Source organism: Rickettsia sp. Tenjiku01 (assembly GCF_001653015.1).
GTDB classification, from domain to species: Bacteria; Pseudomonadota; Alphaproteobacteria; order Rickettsiales; family Rickettsiaceae; genus Rickettsia; species Rickettsia rickettsii.
Map to the genome: position 1 here is coordinate 22,407 of NZ_BCMR01000005.1, position 16,102 is coordinate 38,508.

Genomic DNA, 16,102 nt, shown 5'->3' on the forward strand with positions numbered 1-16,102 from the left:
ATACCCGAACCGTCATTGCAAACGACTGATAAGGAGCCTGGCAATCTCAGGACTTTGGCACGAGATTGCGTACGTACAATTACTACGTAATTTTCCTCGCCATGACGAAAAATGATCCTCTCCGGAATGACATAACATTAAATAATATATCTTACCATGACTAAATTTACCACCGAAGAAGTTAGAAGTAAATTTATAACTTATTTTAAAGCAAATAATCATACACATGTACCGGCCAGCTCGTTAATTCCACACAATGACCCTAGCTTAATGTTTGTTAATTCCGGAATGGTACAATTTAAAAATGTTTTTACCGGACAAGGAAAAAGACCTTATAACAAAGCGGTAACTAGTCAAAAGTCTCTTAGAGCCGGCGGCAAGCATAACGACCTTGAGAATGTCGGTTATACGGCAAGACATCATACCTTTTTTGAAATGCTAGGTAATTTTTCATTTGGTGACTATTTTAAAGAACAAGCCATATATTACGCTTGGAATTTATTGACTAAAGAATTTGAACTCCCAAAAGACAAGCTTTATGCAACAATTTATCATACTGATGACGAAGCAGCTGCTTATTGGAAAAAAATAGCAGGTTTTGGGGATGATCGCATCATAAAGATCAAAACAAACGATAATTTTTGGTCAATGGGTGATACTGGCCCTTGCGGTCCTTGTTCCGAAATTTTTTACGACCACGGTGAACAAATATATGGCGGACTTCCTGGTACTAAAGATGAAGACGGTGATAGATTTATCGAGATTTGGAATATGGTATTTATGCAATATGAACAAATCGATAAAGATACTAGCATAGAATTATCGCAAAAATCTATCGATACCGGTATGGGTCTTGAGCGTATGACGGCAGTATTACAGCATGTTAACAACAATTATGATATAGATTTATTTCAGGAAATAATTAATTTTACCGAAAATATAGTAAAAGTGAAAGTAGAGGGAGAAGCTAAATTTTCTTACCGAGTTATTGCCGACCACTTACGAGCAAGTAGCTTTTTAATAGCTGACGGCGTTATTCCTTCAAATGAGGGGCGTGGTTACGTACTTCGCCGCATTATGCGAAGATCCATGAGGCATGCTCATATGCTTGGGTCAAAAGAGCCGTTAATGTATAAATTACTGCCAAAACTTGTTGATTTAATGGGGAATGTTTATCCTGAACTTAAAAGAGCAGAAAGCTTTATAAGCAGTATCTTAGAACAAGAAGAAATTAGATTTAAAGCCACATTAGAACGTGGTCTCAAACTTCTTACCGAAGAAACAGAAACGCTAACAAAAGGTAATGAATTATCAGGAGAAGTAGCATTTAAACTATACGATACTTACGGATTTCCGCTTGATTTAACCGAAGATATTCTAAAAAACCGTGATATTGCCGTTGATCACAAAGGGTTTGAAGAGCAAATGCTTATGCAAAAAGAACGTGCTAGAAAATCTTGGCTTGGCTCCGGTGAATCAAAAACCGATCAGTTGTGGTTTGATATCAAAGAGCAACATGGTAGCACGGAGTTTTTAGGATATACACTTAATGAAGCAAAATGTAAAATAATTGCATTAATCAAAAATAATAATTTAGTTAATGATATAAAAGAAATAGATACACAATTCCTACTAATCAGCAACCAAACTCCTTTCTACGGTGAATCAGGCGGTCAAATAGGTGACATCGGAACGATATTTGCAAAAGATTCTGAAGTAGAAGTAATAGATACTTTAAAATATTTAGGTTCTATTATAGTCCACAAATGTATTTTGAAAAAGGGGCAGATTAACGTAGGCGAGAATGCTAATTTTAGTATAGACATAAGATATAGGCAAAATTTAAGAATTCATCACTCGGCAACGCATATATTACATGCAGTATTGCATGAGGTACTTGGGAAACATGTTACTCAAAAAGGTTCGTTAGTCGCTCCGACTTATTTACGCTTTGATATTAGCCATTCTAAAGCTGTGACTAATGAAGAAATCACTTTAATCGAAGATAAGGTAAATGAGATTATTAGAGATAATCATGAAGTAACTACTACATTAATGGCAACTGAAGATGCAGTTAAACAAGGAGCTATGGCACTTTTTGGCGAGAAATACGACTCTGAAGTAAGAGTAGTTAAGATGGGTGAGACTTCTTTAGAATTATGCGGCGGTACGCATGTCAGACGTACAGGTGACATCGGTTGCTTTAAAATCACAAGCGAAAGTGCTATAGCAGCAGGTGTTCGTAGAATTGAAGCAGTTTGCGGTGAATTCGTAATTACATTAATGAGAGAAAAGGATAGTTTACTTAAATCGATAGAAAGCAGTTTCAAAACTAATAAAAATGAACTTATTACTAAGGTTAATAATATCTTAGAGCGTAACAAGGAAGTTGAGAAAGAGTTAGAAAAAACTCATTTAGCTAGTTTAGATTTAAGTATAGAGCAAATTGAAAAGCAAGCTGCACAAATAACAGGAATAAAACTATTATATAAAAAAGTAGGAAATATAGACAATAAAATATTACGTCAAGCTGCCGAAAATTTAACAAAAAAAGTAGAAGATTTGATAATGGTATATATTGCCGAAGGAATTGGTAAATTATCTATTACGGTTGCGGTAAGTAAAGCTATAACAGACAAATACAATGCAGATATAATTGCAAAAAAACTTTCTTTATTCTTAGGTGGCAGCGGCGGAGGTGGACAAGCAAGCCTTGCTCAAGCCGGTGGAAATGATATAGGTAAGCTAACTAACATCCATGAAAAATTATACAGTTTATTGACAGTGTCGTAGTGTACTAATTTAGGACGTCATTACGAGTGTGCTTTGTAGATGGATACCCGGTTGTCATTGTGAGCAACCGTAGTACTTGCGTGGCAATCTCGTCAAATATCCTAAGATTGCAATGACAAGGTGGTATCCACATAACAATGCCTATGCAAGGGAGGCATTGTAATGACAAAATTTATGGTTGTTAATACGCTGCTTTCACAAAATAAAGACCGGAGGCGGGAGCAGTAGGACCAGCGGCTTTTCTATCTTTGGCTTCTAAAACATCTTTAATTTGTTCTGCCTGCCAAATATTTTTACCAACAAGTACTAAACTGCCGACAATATTACGTACCATATGATGCAAAAATGACGGGGCTGAAAGATATAATTTTATTTCTTCGTCTTCTTTAATAATATTAAGTTCAGTTAAAGTTTTAATCGGTGATTTTGATTGACATGAGCTAGCCCTAAATGAAGTAAAATCATGTTTGCCTAATAGATAGGCGGCAGCTTGTTGCATAGCCGGCACATCTAAAGGTGAACTAATCCACCATGCTCTATTTAAATCAATCACCGATGGATAAGGTCTATTAATAATTCTATATATATAATAACGAGAGGTAGCCGAAAACCTAGCATGAAAATTATTGGGGGCTAATTCACAATTCCATACCCCTACGGCATACGGTCTTGCAAAATAGTTGATAGCTGTAATAATTTTGTGAGGTTCTAAATATTTTGCAAGATCAAAATGTGCTACTTGACCTATAGCATGAACACCGGCATCTGTCCTTCCTGACCCAAACAATATTACCTGTTCACCGGAAAATTTATAAATCGCTTCTTCTAATATCTGCTGTACCGACATTACTCCTGCTTGTCTTTGCCAACCTGCAAGATCCGTGCCTAAATATTCAATGGTAATTTTATATCGATACATAATAATCCACTGTCATCCCGTGGCTTGACCACGGGATCTTGTATCACAGTCCGTGTCCTGAGATCCCAAATCACGGGATGACAGTATAAGTATTATCATGCTTCTAGTAAATCCGATGGATTACCGTCACCACGCTTTCCTCCGCTTCTAAAGCTATTAAGTTTTTTCGATCTAATAGGATGTTGTAACTTTCTTAAAGCTTTTGATTCGATTTGTCTTATACGTTCTCTAGTTACTTTAAATTGCTGCCCTACTTCTTCTAATGTATGGTCAGTATTCATACCTATACCGAAACGCATTCTAAGCACTCTTTCTTCACGAGGCGTAAGGGTTGCAAGTACTCTAGTGGTAACTTCTCGTAAATTTGACTGAATTGCCGCATCAATCGGTGCTACTGCATTCTTATCTTCGATAAAATCGCCTAATTGACCGCCGTCACTATCATCACCTACGGGATTCTCAAGACTTATAGGTTCTTTAGCTATTTTCATGACTTTACGCACTTTATCAAGCGGCATTGAAAGACGGTTAGCGATTTCCGTTGCTGTTGGTTCGTATCCGAGTTCATTAAGCATTTGTCTTGAAGTACGTAGTATCTTATTAATTGTTTCAATCATATGCACAGGAATACGTATAGTCCTTGCTTGATCGGCAATAGCTCTTGTTATAGCTTGTCTAATCCACCACGTAGCATAGGTAGAGAATTTATAACCACGGCGATATTCAAATTTATCCACCGCTTTCATAAGTCCTATATTACCTTCTTGAATTAAATCTAAAAACTGCAATCCTCTATTAGCGTATTTTTTAGCGATAGATATAACTAAACGTAAATTCGCTTCTATCATATCTTTTTTTGCTTGTAGCGTTTGTCTCTCGCTTTTTTGTATAGTATTCACTAGTTTTTTAAAATCATTAACTAAAAGACCGGTTTTAGATTCTATAACCGATAATTCAGCAATCATTTGATCTATATAATCCGATTCTTTAGTCATTAACTCTTTCCAAGCGACTTTTTTATTTTTCAGCATTTTTTCTTTCCATGCTGCATTGATAACCGATCCTATATATTCATCAAGGAAATTTTGGCGAGTTACCCCATATTTTTCAGCAAGTTTTAAAAAAGCTGTTTCTTTATTAATTAAATCACGATTTATTCCATACATCTTACCTAAAATTTCTTCCGTTCTTTTAGAATTAAAATGTATTTCCGAAACTTCATTTATTAATAATTCCAAATTATTATATTTTTTGCTATTTTGTAAAACCTTCGGCTCAAAAGATTTCTCATAACATTTTTTAGCTTCAATGAGTAGCTCTTCGCAGATAAAAGCAATCTTTTTCATACGCTCTATAATATTAGGTAATATCTGCGTTTCTACTCTAGACATAGATAAATGATTATCCTCATGCTCTTCTCCTTCGGTCTCACTACTATGTTCTTCATCATTTTCGGGTGTTTCGTCATGTAACATGTTAGCTTCTAAATCTATCAGATCACGTAGTAACATTTTTTCATTAACTAAATCTTCATACCATACTATAAAACAACGCATAGCAATAGGGCTTTTACATAAGGAAGCAGTCATTGTTTTATGTCCTTCCTCAATCCTTTTTGCTATTTCTACTTCATGTTCACGAGTTAAAAGATCGACTCCCCCCATATCCTTAAGATATAATCTTACAGGATCATCGGTAATACCTATATTTTCTTCTTCTACCTCATCCTCAGGTTCATTATCAACATTGGTAGATAGCTTAAATTCTTCATCCATTCCGATATCAAGCTTAATTTCATCATCTTCATTAGATTCTAAAATATCTACTCCTGCATCGGAAAATTTTAATATAGCTTCCTCTAATTGTCTTATTGAAGGATTTTTATTAAGAGGAAGAGCGTTGTTTATATCATCATAAGTGACCGGTATCTTTTTAGATTTAGCTTTTTTAAGTAAACTATCTATTTTATCTAGATCATTGTCTATATTGCTATTGCTCATTAAATACCTATATGCTTTTTTCTTTTAAAAGAAGTTTGAAATAATTAAGTTATCGTGTGATTAATAAAAGATTCGTTTAAAACTTGCAGTTCATTTGCAATCTTCAGAATTTCTTTTTTATATAGTAAAACTTTTTCAAAGTCGTGATTGTCATTACTGTTTATGGTAATAGCATATTCTTGTTGTAAATTTATTAGATAATATTTCTTATGTAGCCACTGCCATAATAAATCCAGTCTGATATTATTTTTATTAAATGAGCTATCTAAAAACAAATTATCCGTTTTTGATAATAATAAAAAAATATCAAAAAAGCTAGTTTTTTCCACAATTGCAGTAATTTCACTTGCTTCTACGTTATTATCTATAATCTCGTTTAAATACCAATTACGGAATTCTTCAAGCGATTTATTATTAAAATTTAAATTTAAGATGAAATCTCTAATCTCTTTTTCTTCAAGAATTATAGGAAATTTAACCAACAAAGCACAAAAAGCGTGTTCTAGTATTTCAAGCTCCGAATAGCCGTGACTTGAAATTATAGGAGCCAAATTTAAGTTTTTAGTTGTAGCTTTCTTCTGCGTTGTAACTAAATTTTGCCATATTTGATCTTTAAAAAACCTGTAATAACTTGCTTTTAAATCACTATCCGATATTTTGCTGCAATAATTTTTTAAATTTTTTTCTAAATTAGCTTTTTCTTCGGCAGTTTTAAAACTCTTGCCGCTATACTCAATATGCCAAATCATTTCTGATAAGCTTATTCTTTTATCTATAAGCTTTGCAAAAAAATTAGTACCGTTTTTATTTACTGCATCGTCGGGATCAAGTCCACTTGGTAACCTAATAAAAGAAATTTTCTTTTCACTATTAATAAGCGGTAATGCTAAGTTAATAGTTCTTATGCTAGCTTTTATGCCTGCATTATCTCCGTCAAGACATAATATAATTTCATCGCCAGCACGCCATAATTTATGTAAGTGATTCTCGGTAACGCTAGTACCGAGACTCGCAACCGTTTCACTAAAACCTGCTTGATGTAGTGCTATAACATCAAAATAACCTTCTACTAAAATCGAATGATTTTTTTTATAGCTACTGCTTATCGCTTTATGCTCACCGTATAGAGTTTCACTTTTCTGAAATACTGTAGTTTCAGGTGAATTTAAGTATTTAGGCAGCCCCTCCCCTAGTACTCTACCGCCAAAGCCTACAATTTTATTGTAAATATTTCTAATTGGAATAGTAATACGGTTAGAAAATAAATTATATATTTCACCGTTTTCTCGCTTGCCGATTAGCCCTGCTTTACCAAGCTTTATAATATCTATATTTTTATCGTGAAAAAATTTTTCAAATTTATTATTCTTCGGGGCAAAGCCTATTGAAAACTCTTTTACTGTTTCTTCGGTAATACCCCTTTCGTGTAGATAATGTAATATTTCAGGTGTTAATTGTGTCCTGAAAAACTTATTGGCGAGTTCTAAAATATTTAGAATTTCATCGGATTCTTCATAAAATTCTTTCTGTTTTGCAGTTAATTTCGGTATCTCTATACCGTAATCGATTGCAAGCTTTATAGCAGACTCATTATAAGATAAACCGCTAATATTAGAAGTAAATTTTATAACGTCACCGGCTGCTTTACAACCAAAACAATAGAAAAATCTCTTACTATTACTAACCGTAAAAGATGGGGTCTTTTCTTGATGGAAGGGACATAAACCTACATAGTTACCGGATTTTCTAGTTAAAGCTACTTTTTGCCGCACTACATCCGATATGTTAATACGGTTTCTTAAGAACTCATAAAATTCCGGTGCAACTCTCATTATATTACAATATGTAGGAAAGAATAGCTGTAGAAAGACAATAAGAAAGCGGTATAGACAAATTATCGTTAATTCTTAAATCTTTTGAATAAAATTCAGCTACTGAAGCCCCTATGCAGCTTATAATAATAATAATAAAACTTGTATTATATCCTAAATAGAAATACACTAATATACTTATAAAAATTGCAGAAGCTAAAAAGGTAATAGAACCGGCTATAGATTTACCGTTACCTAAGCTATTTCCTATTTTAACGCCGACAAGAGCCGCTAAACAATCTGAAATAATTAAAATCAACCACGAACAAATCACTAAATTTTTAGGAAAAAGAAGAGCAGTTAAGAAAAAACCGAGCATCATAAAGCTAACGCCGCTTAAAGCAAAAGAACCGTTATTTTCTTCAAGCCTTATAACTTTTGAAAAAAATCTAGTTACAAATTCGCTAATTTTTGCATTATTATGACGTGATACATCTAAATATAATGTAATAGCCGTTATTATAAATAATAATAACGTAATAGCGGTTCTTGGAATAAATAAATAAAGCAGCGGAAATATTATAGCCGATAAGTGGAAAATTTTACGCTTTTTCTCAAAGTCAAAATCTTTAATTTCCATAAGATTACTAATTTGTTGCTATTGTTATATGAGAAATAATGCCAACATCATTGCGAGCAGTATTCGATGTCATTCCTGTAAAAGCAGGAATGACATAACAGAATCCGCTTAGACAAGGACTACTTGCAATGACGATATTTAAGCAATGCCAAATAATTAAAAAGGCTTATTTGACAAATTTCACTATTACAAATATACTTGCTGAAATCTATATTATTGAAAATAGTATACTAAAATTACTAAATCTATACAATATAATTATGAATACAAAATTTCCTATCACCGCTAAAGGTTTTGAAAAATTAGAACACGAGCTTAAACATTTAAAACATGTAGAACGTAAAAAAATTAGTGCAGATATAGCCGAAGCACGAGAACACGGCGATTTATCCGAGAATGCGGAATATGAAGCGGCACGTGAGAAACAAGCATTTATAGAAGGGCGTATTAAAGAGCTTGAAGATATGACGGCAAGAGCGGAAATTATTGATATTGGTAAATTATCGGGAGATAACATAAAATTCGGGGCTATGGTTACTTTGATCGACGACGATACTGAAGAAGAAGTAACATATATTATTGTAGGAGAATATGAAGCCGATATAACTAGAAAAAGAGTTTCAATCGCTTCTCCTATAGCAAAAGCTTTGATTGGAAAATCGGTAGGTGATTTTGTAGAAGTTACAACACCGAAAGGATCTAAATCATACGAAGTAGTTACCGTTGAATATAAAGAACTAGAACTTTAATTTGATTTTTTTGTCACTATAAACGTTAACCGTATGGCTCGTTATGTCATTTCCGCCTACGCAGGGACAACATCGAGTAGGTTTTTCGATCCATGCAACAACCCCTGCACAATGACGATTTGGGTATCAACAACGCAGGTACGACATTATTAATTACTTCTTCTTAAACATCTCGAGCATTCTTTTTGTTACTATAAATCCGCCGAAGATATTTATAGAAGCAAGCAGCGTTGCAAAATACCCTAGTAGACCGGGAAACCCAAAAGCAGAGCTACTTGCAGCAATCATAGAACTAAGAACTATAATACCTGAAATAGCGTTAGTAATAGACATAAGCGGAGTATGAAGTGCAGGAGTTACTTTCCACACAACATAATAGCCCACAAAAGAAGCTAATACAAAAATAGTTATAGCAAATACTAGCGGATCTATAGTACTTGTGTTTGTTTGCCAACTAGTATCTATTACCAAATCTTTTAATTTATCTGATAATTCTTGAGTATTATGGGCAATTTCAGCAGCCTGTTTAGCCATCGTCGGTAATTGATTCATATATTAATTTCTCACTCACAATTTTTCCGTCTTTAGTAATCAACATCTCACGTACTAACGCATCATCCATATTAAACTTACCATCTTGCAATGCATAGGTTAGAAAATTATACAAATTCTTAGCATATAATTTTGAGCTGTCGGTAGCAATTTTAGTAGCAAGGTTTGATAAACCTATTATGGTAACTCCGTGCTTAGTAACGATCTTATCCGGTTCTGAATCTTCCACGTTCCCGCCTGTACTAGTCGCTATATCAACAATCACTGAGCCGCGCTTCATAGATTCTAGCATTTTTTCCGTAACAAGCAGAGGTGCTTTTTTTCCCGGAATTTGTGCAGTAGTAATCACTATATCATATCCTTTAATAATTTTTGCTAAAAATTCTTCTTGTTTAGCTTTATAATCTTCCGAACTCTCGTGAGCATAGCCTGATTTATCTTGTAAATCCTCCTGTAATTCCGGTGAAACAAACTTAGCTCCTAAGCTTTCTACCTGCTCTTTGGTAGCAGCTCTTACATCATATCCTGCAACAATGCTACCAAGCCTTTTTGCCGTTGCAATAGCTTGAAGACCGGCAACACCGATACCAAGCACTAAAGTTTTACACGGTGAAATCGTCCCTGCTGCCGTCATCATCATAGGAAAAGCCCTTGTATAATGATAGCTTGCTTCAATTACCGCTCTATAGCCTACTAAGTTACTTTGAGAAGATAAAGCGTCCATATTTTGAGCTTTAGTAATTCTCGGCACAAACTCCATAGCAAAAGTCGTAAGGTTTTTTTTAGCTGCCGCTTTTATATATTCATGATTTAAATAAGGCGATAATAATCCTACAATAATTGCTCCTTTTTTTGCAAGTTCAAGCTCACTATATTTATCCGTAACGGATGAAGGTTGCACCTTTAATATAATATCAGCATCAGAAATAATTTCGAGTGGTACCGAAGATATTTTAGCACCTAGAGCAACATATTCTTCATCAAGAAAACCGGCATGAAGCCCTATATCTTTTTCTACCATAACCGTATAGCCTTTTTTGACTAGCAATCCTGCTACTTCAGGAGTTATCACGGCTCGTGTTTCATGCTTGGCTTTTTCTTTTAAAGCAACGATTTTCATAAATACTAATTATATTTTGCATTAACTGAATACATAAGGTATTTTAAACATAATTTAAAATATAAAACAACGAAAATGAAAAAAATATTTTTTCTAATCATTATTTATCTTTTTGTGAATTCAAGCTTAGCATTTGGGGCAGATGATAAAACAGCTATTTCGGAGCTAAAAACTTATCTACGTACGATAAAATCGGTTGCGATAGATTTTACTCAAGAAGATTCGTACGGTAAAATAGTTAAAGGAAAATTACTGATCCATAAACCTTATAATTTTAGATGTAATTATTATCCTCCTTTCCCTTTAGTTATAATAGGTACTAAAAATTTCGTATCGATGTATGATTATGATATGGAGCAAGTAAGCCGTATTAATAGAAGCGAAAATACATTTAATTTTTTATTAGAAGATAATGAGCATTTTGACAAGGATTTTGTTTTTGAAGCGGTAATTAACGCAAGAAATATTTCTAAAATTACTATCTATCATACTCTAACGGAAAAACGTAGCGAAATTACTTTTAATAAAGCTACTCAACAAATTGAAGCATTAAAAATATTTGAAGATAATAATATAGTCACTATTACTTTTGATAAAATAGCTAAAGTACAAAAATTTTCCGATGATTTGTTTAAAATAAAAAACCCTGAAATATTCGGTCCTCCTAAAAGATTAACAAAATCGGAAATAGAAAAAAAATATATTGTTTCTTGACAATAAACAGGTTATGTTAATTATGCTAGTAGTGGGCATTGTACCTGTTTAGTCGGTCAGGTCTGAAAGGAAGCAGCCAGAGTGGGATTCGATGGGTCATTACTAGCATTATTCTAATTTTGATGTCATTTCTACAGCAAGGCGGCTCGTTTTATGTCATTCCCGCGAAAGTAGGAATTCTCAGTAAAACATATACAAAATAAATTTTATATAAAGTCTTATAACTATCGTGCTAGATATAAATTCATCAAATCAATATATTCCTTTTGCAAGGAAATATCGTCCTAGTAACTTTGCCGAGCTTCAGGGGCAAGAGGTATTAGTCAAAGTTTTAAGCTATACTATTTTAAACGATAGGCTCGCCGGAGGCTATCTTTTAACAGGTATTAGAGGAGTCGGTAAAACTACTTCCGCCCGAATTATTGCTAAAGCCGTCAACTGTTCTGCTTTAATTACCGAAAATACGACTATTAAAACATGCGAGGAATGTACGAATTGCATCAGCTTTAATAATCATAATCACCCTGATATAATCGAAATTGATGCGGCAAGTAAAACTAGCGTAGATGACATACGTAGAATTATAGAATCTGCCGAGTATAAGCCCCTACAAGGTAAGCATAAAATCTTCATTATTGATGAGGTGCATATGCTCTCTAAAGGGGCATTTAATGCACTTCTTAAGACACTGGAAGAACCACCACCTCATATAATATTTATCTTTGCAACGACGGAAGTACAAAAGATACCTGCAACTATTATCTCAAGATGTCAACGTTATGATTTAAGGCGGTTGAGTTTTGAAGAGATTTTTAAGCTACTTGAATATATAACTAAGCAAGAAAATTTAAAAACCGATATAGAAGCACTAAGAATTATAGCTTACAAATCGGAAGGATCGGCACGTGATGCAGTCTCTATTTTAGATCAAGCAGCTAGTATGTCGGTGAAATCTGACAATATAATTAGTCCTCAAGTAATTAATCAAATGCTTGGGCTTGTCGATAGTTCGGTTATAATAGAATTTGTCGAATGTATTATCCACAGAGAGACGGAAAACGCTATAAATTTAATAAATAAACTTTACGGTTCTTCGGTTAATCTTGAGATTTTTATAGAATCGGCATCAGATTTTATTGCTTATCTTAATAAAGTAAAAATATTACCTAATTATAGTTTGCCTATATATGAATCATTTAATGATAGAACTAAAAACATATTAGATAAAACCAGCTTGCCGCACTTATCAATCTTATGGCAAATATATAATAAGGGAGTAGGGGAAATAAAAATTTCCTATAACCAACTAACAGAAACGGAAATGTTAGTTATAAAATCTATATATTCGACGTCGCTACCCTTGCTTACAGATTTTGACGGTAATAATCAAAATTTAAATCAATCAATTAATCCGGAAATAAAAAAAAATTTTGAAATTGTAGATTTTCTTGAATATTTATATAAAAATAATGAGATAGATATATATTATTTCCTGCTCAATCATACGGAACTTAAAAATCTCAGTAATAATAGATTAGAGTTCGTAAGTCTTGAAGTTACAAGCAAAATAAAAAGACAAATAGATGATTTGTTATCTGCTTTTACTAATGAAAAGTTTGAGATAGTAATAATAAAAGAGCAGAACAAGCAAACCTTAAAGAATCAGTTAATTGGTAAGATTGAAGCAAGTAACGATTTTGGTTTAATTAAAAAACATTTCCCAAATATAACAATTTCGGATATTTTACTTAAAAGCTAAAAATATATAGGATAGAATTATGGTAAATTTTAATCAGTTTTTAAAACAAGCCCAATCAATGCAACAGAAAATGCAAGAAGCTCAAGAACAAATGGCAAATGCAAGATATACCGGTAAAGCCGGCGGCGGACTTGTTGAGGTTATTGCAACCGGTAAAGGCGAAGTTGAAAAGATTTCAATTGATGAATCTTTATTAAAAGCAGAAGAAAAAGAAATGCTTGAGGATTTAATTAAAGTTGCCTTTAATGATGCTCAACAAAAATGTGATGAAGATTCTCAAAATTCTTTATCAGGAGCTTTAAACGGTATGAGATTACCACCAGGCTTTAAAATGCCGTTTTAACACTGCTCTTATGTCATTCTTGCAAAGATCGTGTTGAGTGGATACAAGTCGTCATTACACACGAACGTTAGTGAGCGTGGCAATCTCAGGAATTCTTCCCAAGATTGCTTAGTTAATTTACTATTGTAAAATTCCTCGCAATGACGGAAAAACTGCTCCACGCAACAACGTCTTTAGTCGCTTAGCTCGTGACGATTTGGTATCCATATTTATTCACAAAATATCATCACAATAAGATGTATTATCCCCAACATCTCATTAAGCTCTGTTTGCACTATCTCAGGCAAAACTTTAAGTTTCTCTTTTAATATTTGATATTCTTCATTGTTGTCATCATTATATATTTCTTTATATTTCAATAGCGTTTTATCCCTATTTTATCCTTAAGAGAAGGGATAATCATATCGTTTAGTTTATCTAATTTTTGCTCTAATTTTTCTTTTTGCTCTTCTGTTAGCTCTTTTTTACCGGTTTCTAAAAATTTTTTCAAATTACAAGCATCTTGTAGATAAAGTTTAACAAAATCAATATTATAATCTTATTATTGACAAGTTCTTTGATCTTCTTAATGTCTTCATTGTAAATAGCATTAAACAAATTGATTTCGTCATATTTAGATTTATACACAAAACCCCTTTTATTAAAAAAAGGCATGTTAGCACTTTTTGATATAAAGGCCAAGAAATAATTAATAATTTAACTACTTCTTAATAAAAAGGAAATTTGTAAAAAATAGACATCTTTCCAAAGCAGTTTATAGAGAGGAATTTAAAGGATACACGGAAGCACTGGCCGCTGCAGCATATATAGACATACGTGAAGATTAGGGATTAGGATCGACGTACAAATTGCCTTTAGAAGCAAGTTATGCAAGAAGTTTAATAATTCAAGATCAATAAATCCTTATCAATCCTGAAACCTTTGAAACGCTCAAGTAGCGACATACCAAGAAGCGAAATATCAAGGTCACCAAGACCTACATGTCCTTTGATGTTCTTAAATTCCGTACCGATTACTACACTATTTAAGGTTATAGGGGCGGCTTTATTTTCGCCGTTAGCTGTTAGATAAGTTCTAGTATATTTTAATTTAGTTAAGTCAAAGCCTAATTTTTGAGCATCTTCTTTAGTTAAAGCTATATCACTTGCCCCTGTATCTACCATAAATTTTATTTTAACGTTATTTACAAAAGCATTGATATAAAAATGCCCGTCTCTGCTACGGGCTATAATAATTTCTCCGACTTCAGTAGACCATTTATATGATGGAATTAAAGCAGACATTACTCTATGATAAGCGTAGTTCAGCTCAAACCTAAAAGCATAACCGGTTATTATAACTAAGAAAATTACTGCCCACATTGCTAATTGCAAACAAAATCTGCGTATTTCATTTTGGCTAATAGTACTGTAAATTATACTAAATAATATTAATAATGACGCACAAAAACTCCCTATATTTTGTGGTGCTTTAAAAAATTTTGGATAATGTTGATTGATATATTTGTATAATAAACCGGTTACAATTACGGTGCTACAAATGATAAAAATAAGTTTTATGAGTTTTTTATTCATATAATATACTACAAGTAAATAAAGAATAGGTATACGAAGTTCTATCTGAGTATATAAATTTAAATCTATATAATCAAACCAAAGTCCCAGCCCATTTTTAAGTGGAAAACTACCTTCTTGGTTCACTAGAATAATAATTCCAAGTTCTTCTGACGGTATAAAGCCAATAAAAGAATTAATACCGTTAATTATATAGCCTGAGTGAAAAATTAAATCCTTATTTGAGCATCCTTTTACTTTAAGAATACGCCATCCAAGAACATAATATGACTCAATCATTTTTTGATCAATAGGCCAAATCGGTTACCATTTTAAATCCAAAAACATCTTTGTTTGATTTTACTATTTTACACATACGATCTAAAGTACTTTTAGCAATAAGATTCGGTTTATAACCAAAACTAAGTGTGAATATTTCAATCATTCCATCTATCGATGCAAAAATACCGACAGATGCAGGTACCGTCTTTGGGTAATAAGGCGGAAACGGCAGCAATGTTATTACCTCCTGTCCGTCTATTATTGCTTTAGAATGCGGATAAGTTGTACATTTGGCCCTAGCGGTAATATTTATATATCTTGCGTTTTAAGCGTTGTACGCAAATTATCTATTGCAGCATTTAAACTTGATTTTTTACAATTTAAAACTTCTTCAAGTAAACTAAAATATGTTACTATACTTATAGCATTGCCCGGGTTTACAACTAGCTTGTTGTTTTTTTAGCAACGTTGCTCAATTTCAATATTTCCTGAGAATTGATAACCTGTTGTATGGCTTAAAATATTATTAAGACTAATAGCATTTTTAGGTATGGTAATTTGAATTTTTCATCAAAATCTCAACTTTCTTGATCTACCATTAATGCAATTGCCGTTGCTGAAACAGCTTTTGAAACCGATGCTAAAGGAAATAAAGTTTTATCCATAAATAACTCCACTATTACCTTTCTGATTTCCAAACGTTGTTTTATAAATAACTTCACCTGTGTATAAAATTGCAATTGCTCCTCCTTGTAATTCAAGCTTTTTAGTTTTTGCGGTCATTCTACTCATGTCTATGCCAAAAATGTACGATGTGATAATAGTAACATTATACTAAAAAATAGGATAAGCTTTTTATTCATATGG

The 16,102-nt window shown here is 33.0% G+C and carries 16 protein-coding genes, 1 other RNA gene and 1 pseudogene; 7 read left to right on the top strand and 11 right to left on the bottom strand.

Annotated elements, in window-relative coordinates:
- Window positions 1-156 precede the first annotated feature (156 nt).
- Window positions 157-2,793, top strand: a complete 2,637-nt coding sequence (alaS, locus tag TENJIKU01_RS01610; protein ID WP_064428960.1) for an alanine--tRNA ligase — start codon at window positions 157-159, stop codon at window positions 2,791-2,793.
- Window positions 2,794-2,974: 181 nt separating this feature from the next.
- Here the strand turns inward: alaS and truA are convergent, their stop codons facing one another.
- The 4 genes from truA to TENJIKU01_RS01630 all read right to left on the bottom strand — a co-directional run bounded on the left by truA (window position 2,975) and on the right by TENJIKU01_RS01630 (window position 8,163).
- Window positions 2,975-3,712, bottom strand: a complete 738-nt coding sequence (truA, locus tag TENJIKU01_RS01615) for a tRNA pseudouridine(38-40) synthase TruA (protein ID WP_064428961.1) — start codon at window positions 3,710-3,712, stop codon at window positions 2,975-2,977.
- Between the two features lie 95 nt (window positions 3,713-3,807).
- On the bottom strand, window positions 3,808-5,712 hold the full coding sequence (rpoD, locus tag TENJIKU01_RS01620) for an RNA polymerase sigma factor RpoD (RefSeq protein ID WP_064428962.1): 1,905 nt from the start codon (window positions 5,710-5,712) through the stop codon (window positions 3,808-3,810).
- Between the two features lie 44 nt (window positions 5,713-5,756).
- Window positions 5,757-7,544, bottom strand: a complete 1,788-nt coding sequence (dnaG, locus tag TENJIKU01_RS01625; protein WP_064428963.1) for a DNA primase — start codon at window positions 7,542-7,544, stop codon at window positions 5,757-5,759.
- A 4-nt stretch (window positions 7,545-7,548) separates the two neighbouring features.
- The gene (locus tag TENJIKU01_RS01630; RefSeq protein WP_064428964.1) at window positions 7,549-8,163 is read right to left on the bottom strand and encodes a diacylglycerol/polyprenol kinase family protein; all 615 of its coding nucleotides are present in this window, start codon (window positions 8,161-8,163) and stop codon (window positions 7,549-7,551) included.
- Window positions 8,164-8,423: 260 nt separating this feature from the next.
- Between TENJIKU01_RS01630 and greA the strand changes: the two genes are divergently transcribed.
- Complete coding sequence (gene greA / locus TENJIKU01_RS01635) at window positions 8,424-8,912, top strand: transcription elongation factor GreA (RefSeq protein ID WP_064428987.1); 489 nt, start codon at window positions 8,424-8,426, stop codon at window positions 8,910-8,912.
- 153 nt (window positions 8,913-9,065) lie between these two features.
- On the opposite strand, the gene TENJIKU01_RS01640 is transcribed toward greA, so the two are convergent.
- Together TENJIKU01_RS01640 and TENJIKU01_RS01645 are read right to left on the bottom strand one after the other, a co-directional pair.
- Entirely contained in the window at window positions 9,066-9,464 is a 399-nt protein-coding gene (locus tag TENJIKU01_RS01640) for an NAD(P) transhydrogenase subunit alpha (protein ID WP_010977888.1), read from the bottom strand.
- Window positions 9,439-10,584 carry an NAD(P) transhydrogenase subunit alpha gene (locus TENJIKU01_RS01645; RefSeq protein WP_064428965.1) on the bottom strand — a complete coding sequence of 382 codons (1,146 nt, stop codon included), beginning with the start codon at window positions 10,582-10,584 and terminating at the stop codon, window positions 9,439-9,441. The genes TENJIKU01_RS01640 and TENJIKU01_RS01645 overlap by 26 nt, the downstream gene beginning before the upstream one ends.
- Window positions 10,585-10,659: 75 nt before the next feature.
- Between TENJIKU01_RS01645 and TENJIKU01_RS01650 the strand changes: the two genes are divergently transcribed.
- The 4 genes from TENJIKU01_RS01650 (at window position 10,660) to TENJIKU01_RS01665 (ending at window position 13,400) form a co-directional block, all read left to right on the top strand.
- Entirely contained in the window at window positions 10,660-11,298 is a 639-nt protein-coding gene (locus TENJIKU01_RS01650; protein ID WP_064428966.1) for an outer-membrane lipoprotein carrier protein LolA, read from the top strand.
- 20 nt (window positions 11,299-11,318) lie between these two features.
- An RNA gene (gene ffs / locus TENJIKU01_RS01655) (signal recognition particle sRNA small type) lies at window positions 11,319-11,412 on the top strand.
- Between the two features lie 115 nt (window positions 11,413-11,527).
- Entirely contained in the window at window positions 11,528-13,057 is a 1,530-nt protein-coding gene (gene dnaX, locus TENJIKU01_RS01660; RefSeq protein ID WP_064428967.1) for a DNA polymerase III subunit gamma/tau, read from the top strand.
- A 19-nt stretch (window positions 13,058-13,076) separates the two neighbouring features.
- Window positions 13,077-13,400 carry a YbaB/EbfC family nucleoid-associated protein gene (locus TENJIKU01_RS01665; RefSeq protein WP_064428968.1) on the top strand — a complete coding sequence of 108 codons (324 nt, stop codon included), beginning with the start codon at window positions 13,077-13,079 and terminating at the stop codon, window positions 13,398-13,400.
- A 209-nt stretch (window positions 13,401-13,609) separates the two neighbouring features.
- Here TENJIKU01_RS01665 and TENJIKU01_RS08795 read toward each other — a convergent pair whose 3' ends face one another.
- Window positions 13,610-13,759: a hypothetical protein gene (locus tag TENJIKU01_RS08795; RefSeq protein WP_014273875.1), complete on the bottom strand. Its 150-nt coding sequence runs from the start codon at window positions 13,757-13,759 to the stop codon at window positions 13,610-13,612.
- Window positions 13,756-13,890 carry a hypothetical protein gene (locus TENJIKU01_RS10090; protein WP_255374161.1) on the bottom strand — a complete coding sequence of 45 codons (135 nt, stop codon included), beginning with the start codon at window positions 13,888-13,890 and terminating at the stop codon, window positions 13,756-13,758. The genes TENJIKU01_RS08795 and TENJIKU01_RS10090 overlap by 4 nt, the downstream gene beginning before the upstream one ends.
- Window positions 13,891-14,110: 220 nt before the next feature.
- On the opposite strand from TENJIKU01_RS10090, the pseudogene TENJIKU01_RS07125 reads away from it, so the two are divergent.
- A pseudogene (locus tag TENJIKU01_RS07125) lies at window positions 14,111-14,224 on the top strand (palindromic element RPE1 domain-containing protein); the annotation flags it as partial.
- Window positions 14,225-14,278: 54 nt separating this feature from the next.
- Here TENJIKU01_RS07125 and TENJIKU01_RS01670 read toward each other — a convergent pair.
- From TENJIKU01_RS01670 to TENJIKU01_RS08215, 3 genes are all read right to left on the bottom strand, one after another.
- Window positions 14,279-14,974 (bottom strand): TIGR02281 family clan AA aspartic protease, encoded by a 696-nt coding sequence (locus tag TENJIKU01_RS01670; protein ID WP_064428988.1) that lies wholly within the window; start codon window positions 14,972-14,974, stop codon window positions 14,279-14,281.
- Window positions 14,975-15,260: 286 nt separating this feature from the next.
- Window positions 15,261-15,470, bottom strand: a complete 210-nt coding sequence (locus tag TENJIKU01_RS01680) for a hypothetical protein (RefSeq protein WP_064428969.1) — start codon at window positions 15,468-15,470, stop codon at window positions 15,261-15,263.
- A gap of 343 nt (window positions 15,471-15,813) precedes the next feature.
- Window positions 15,814-15,975, bottom strand: a complete 162-nt coding sequence (locus tag TENJIKU01_RS08215; RefSeq protein WP_172795010.1) for a hypothetical protein — start codon at window positions 15,973-15,975, stop codon at window positions 15,814-15,816.
- Window positions 15,976-16,102: the final 127 nt, after the last annotated feature.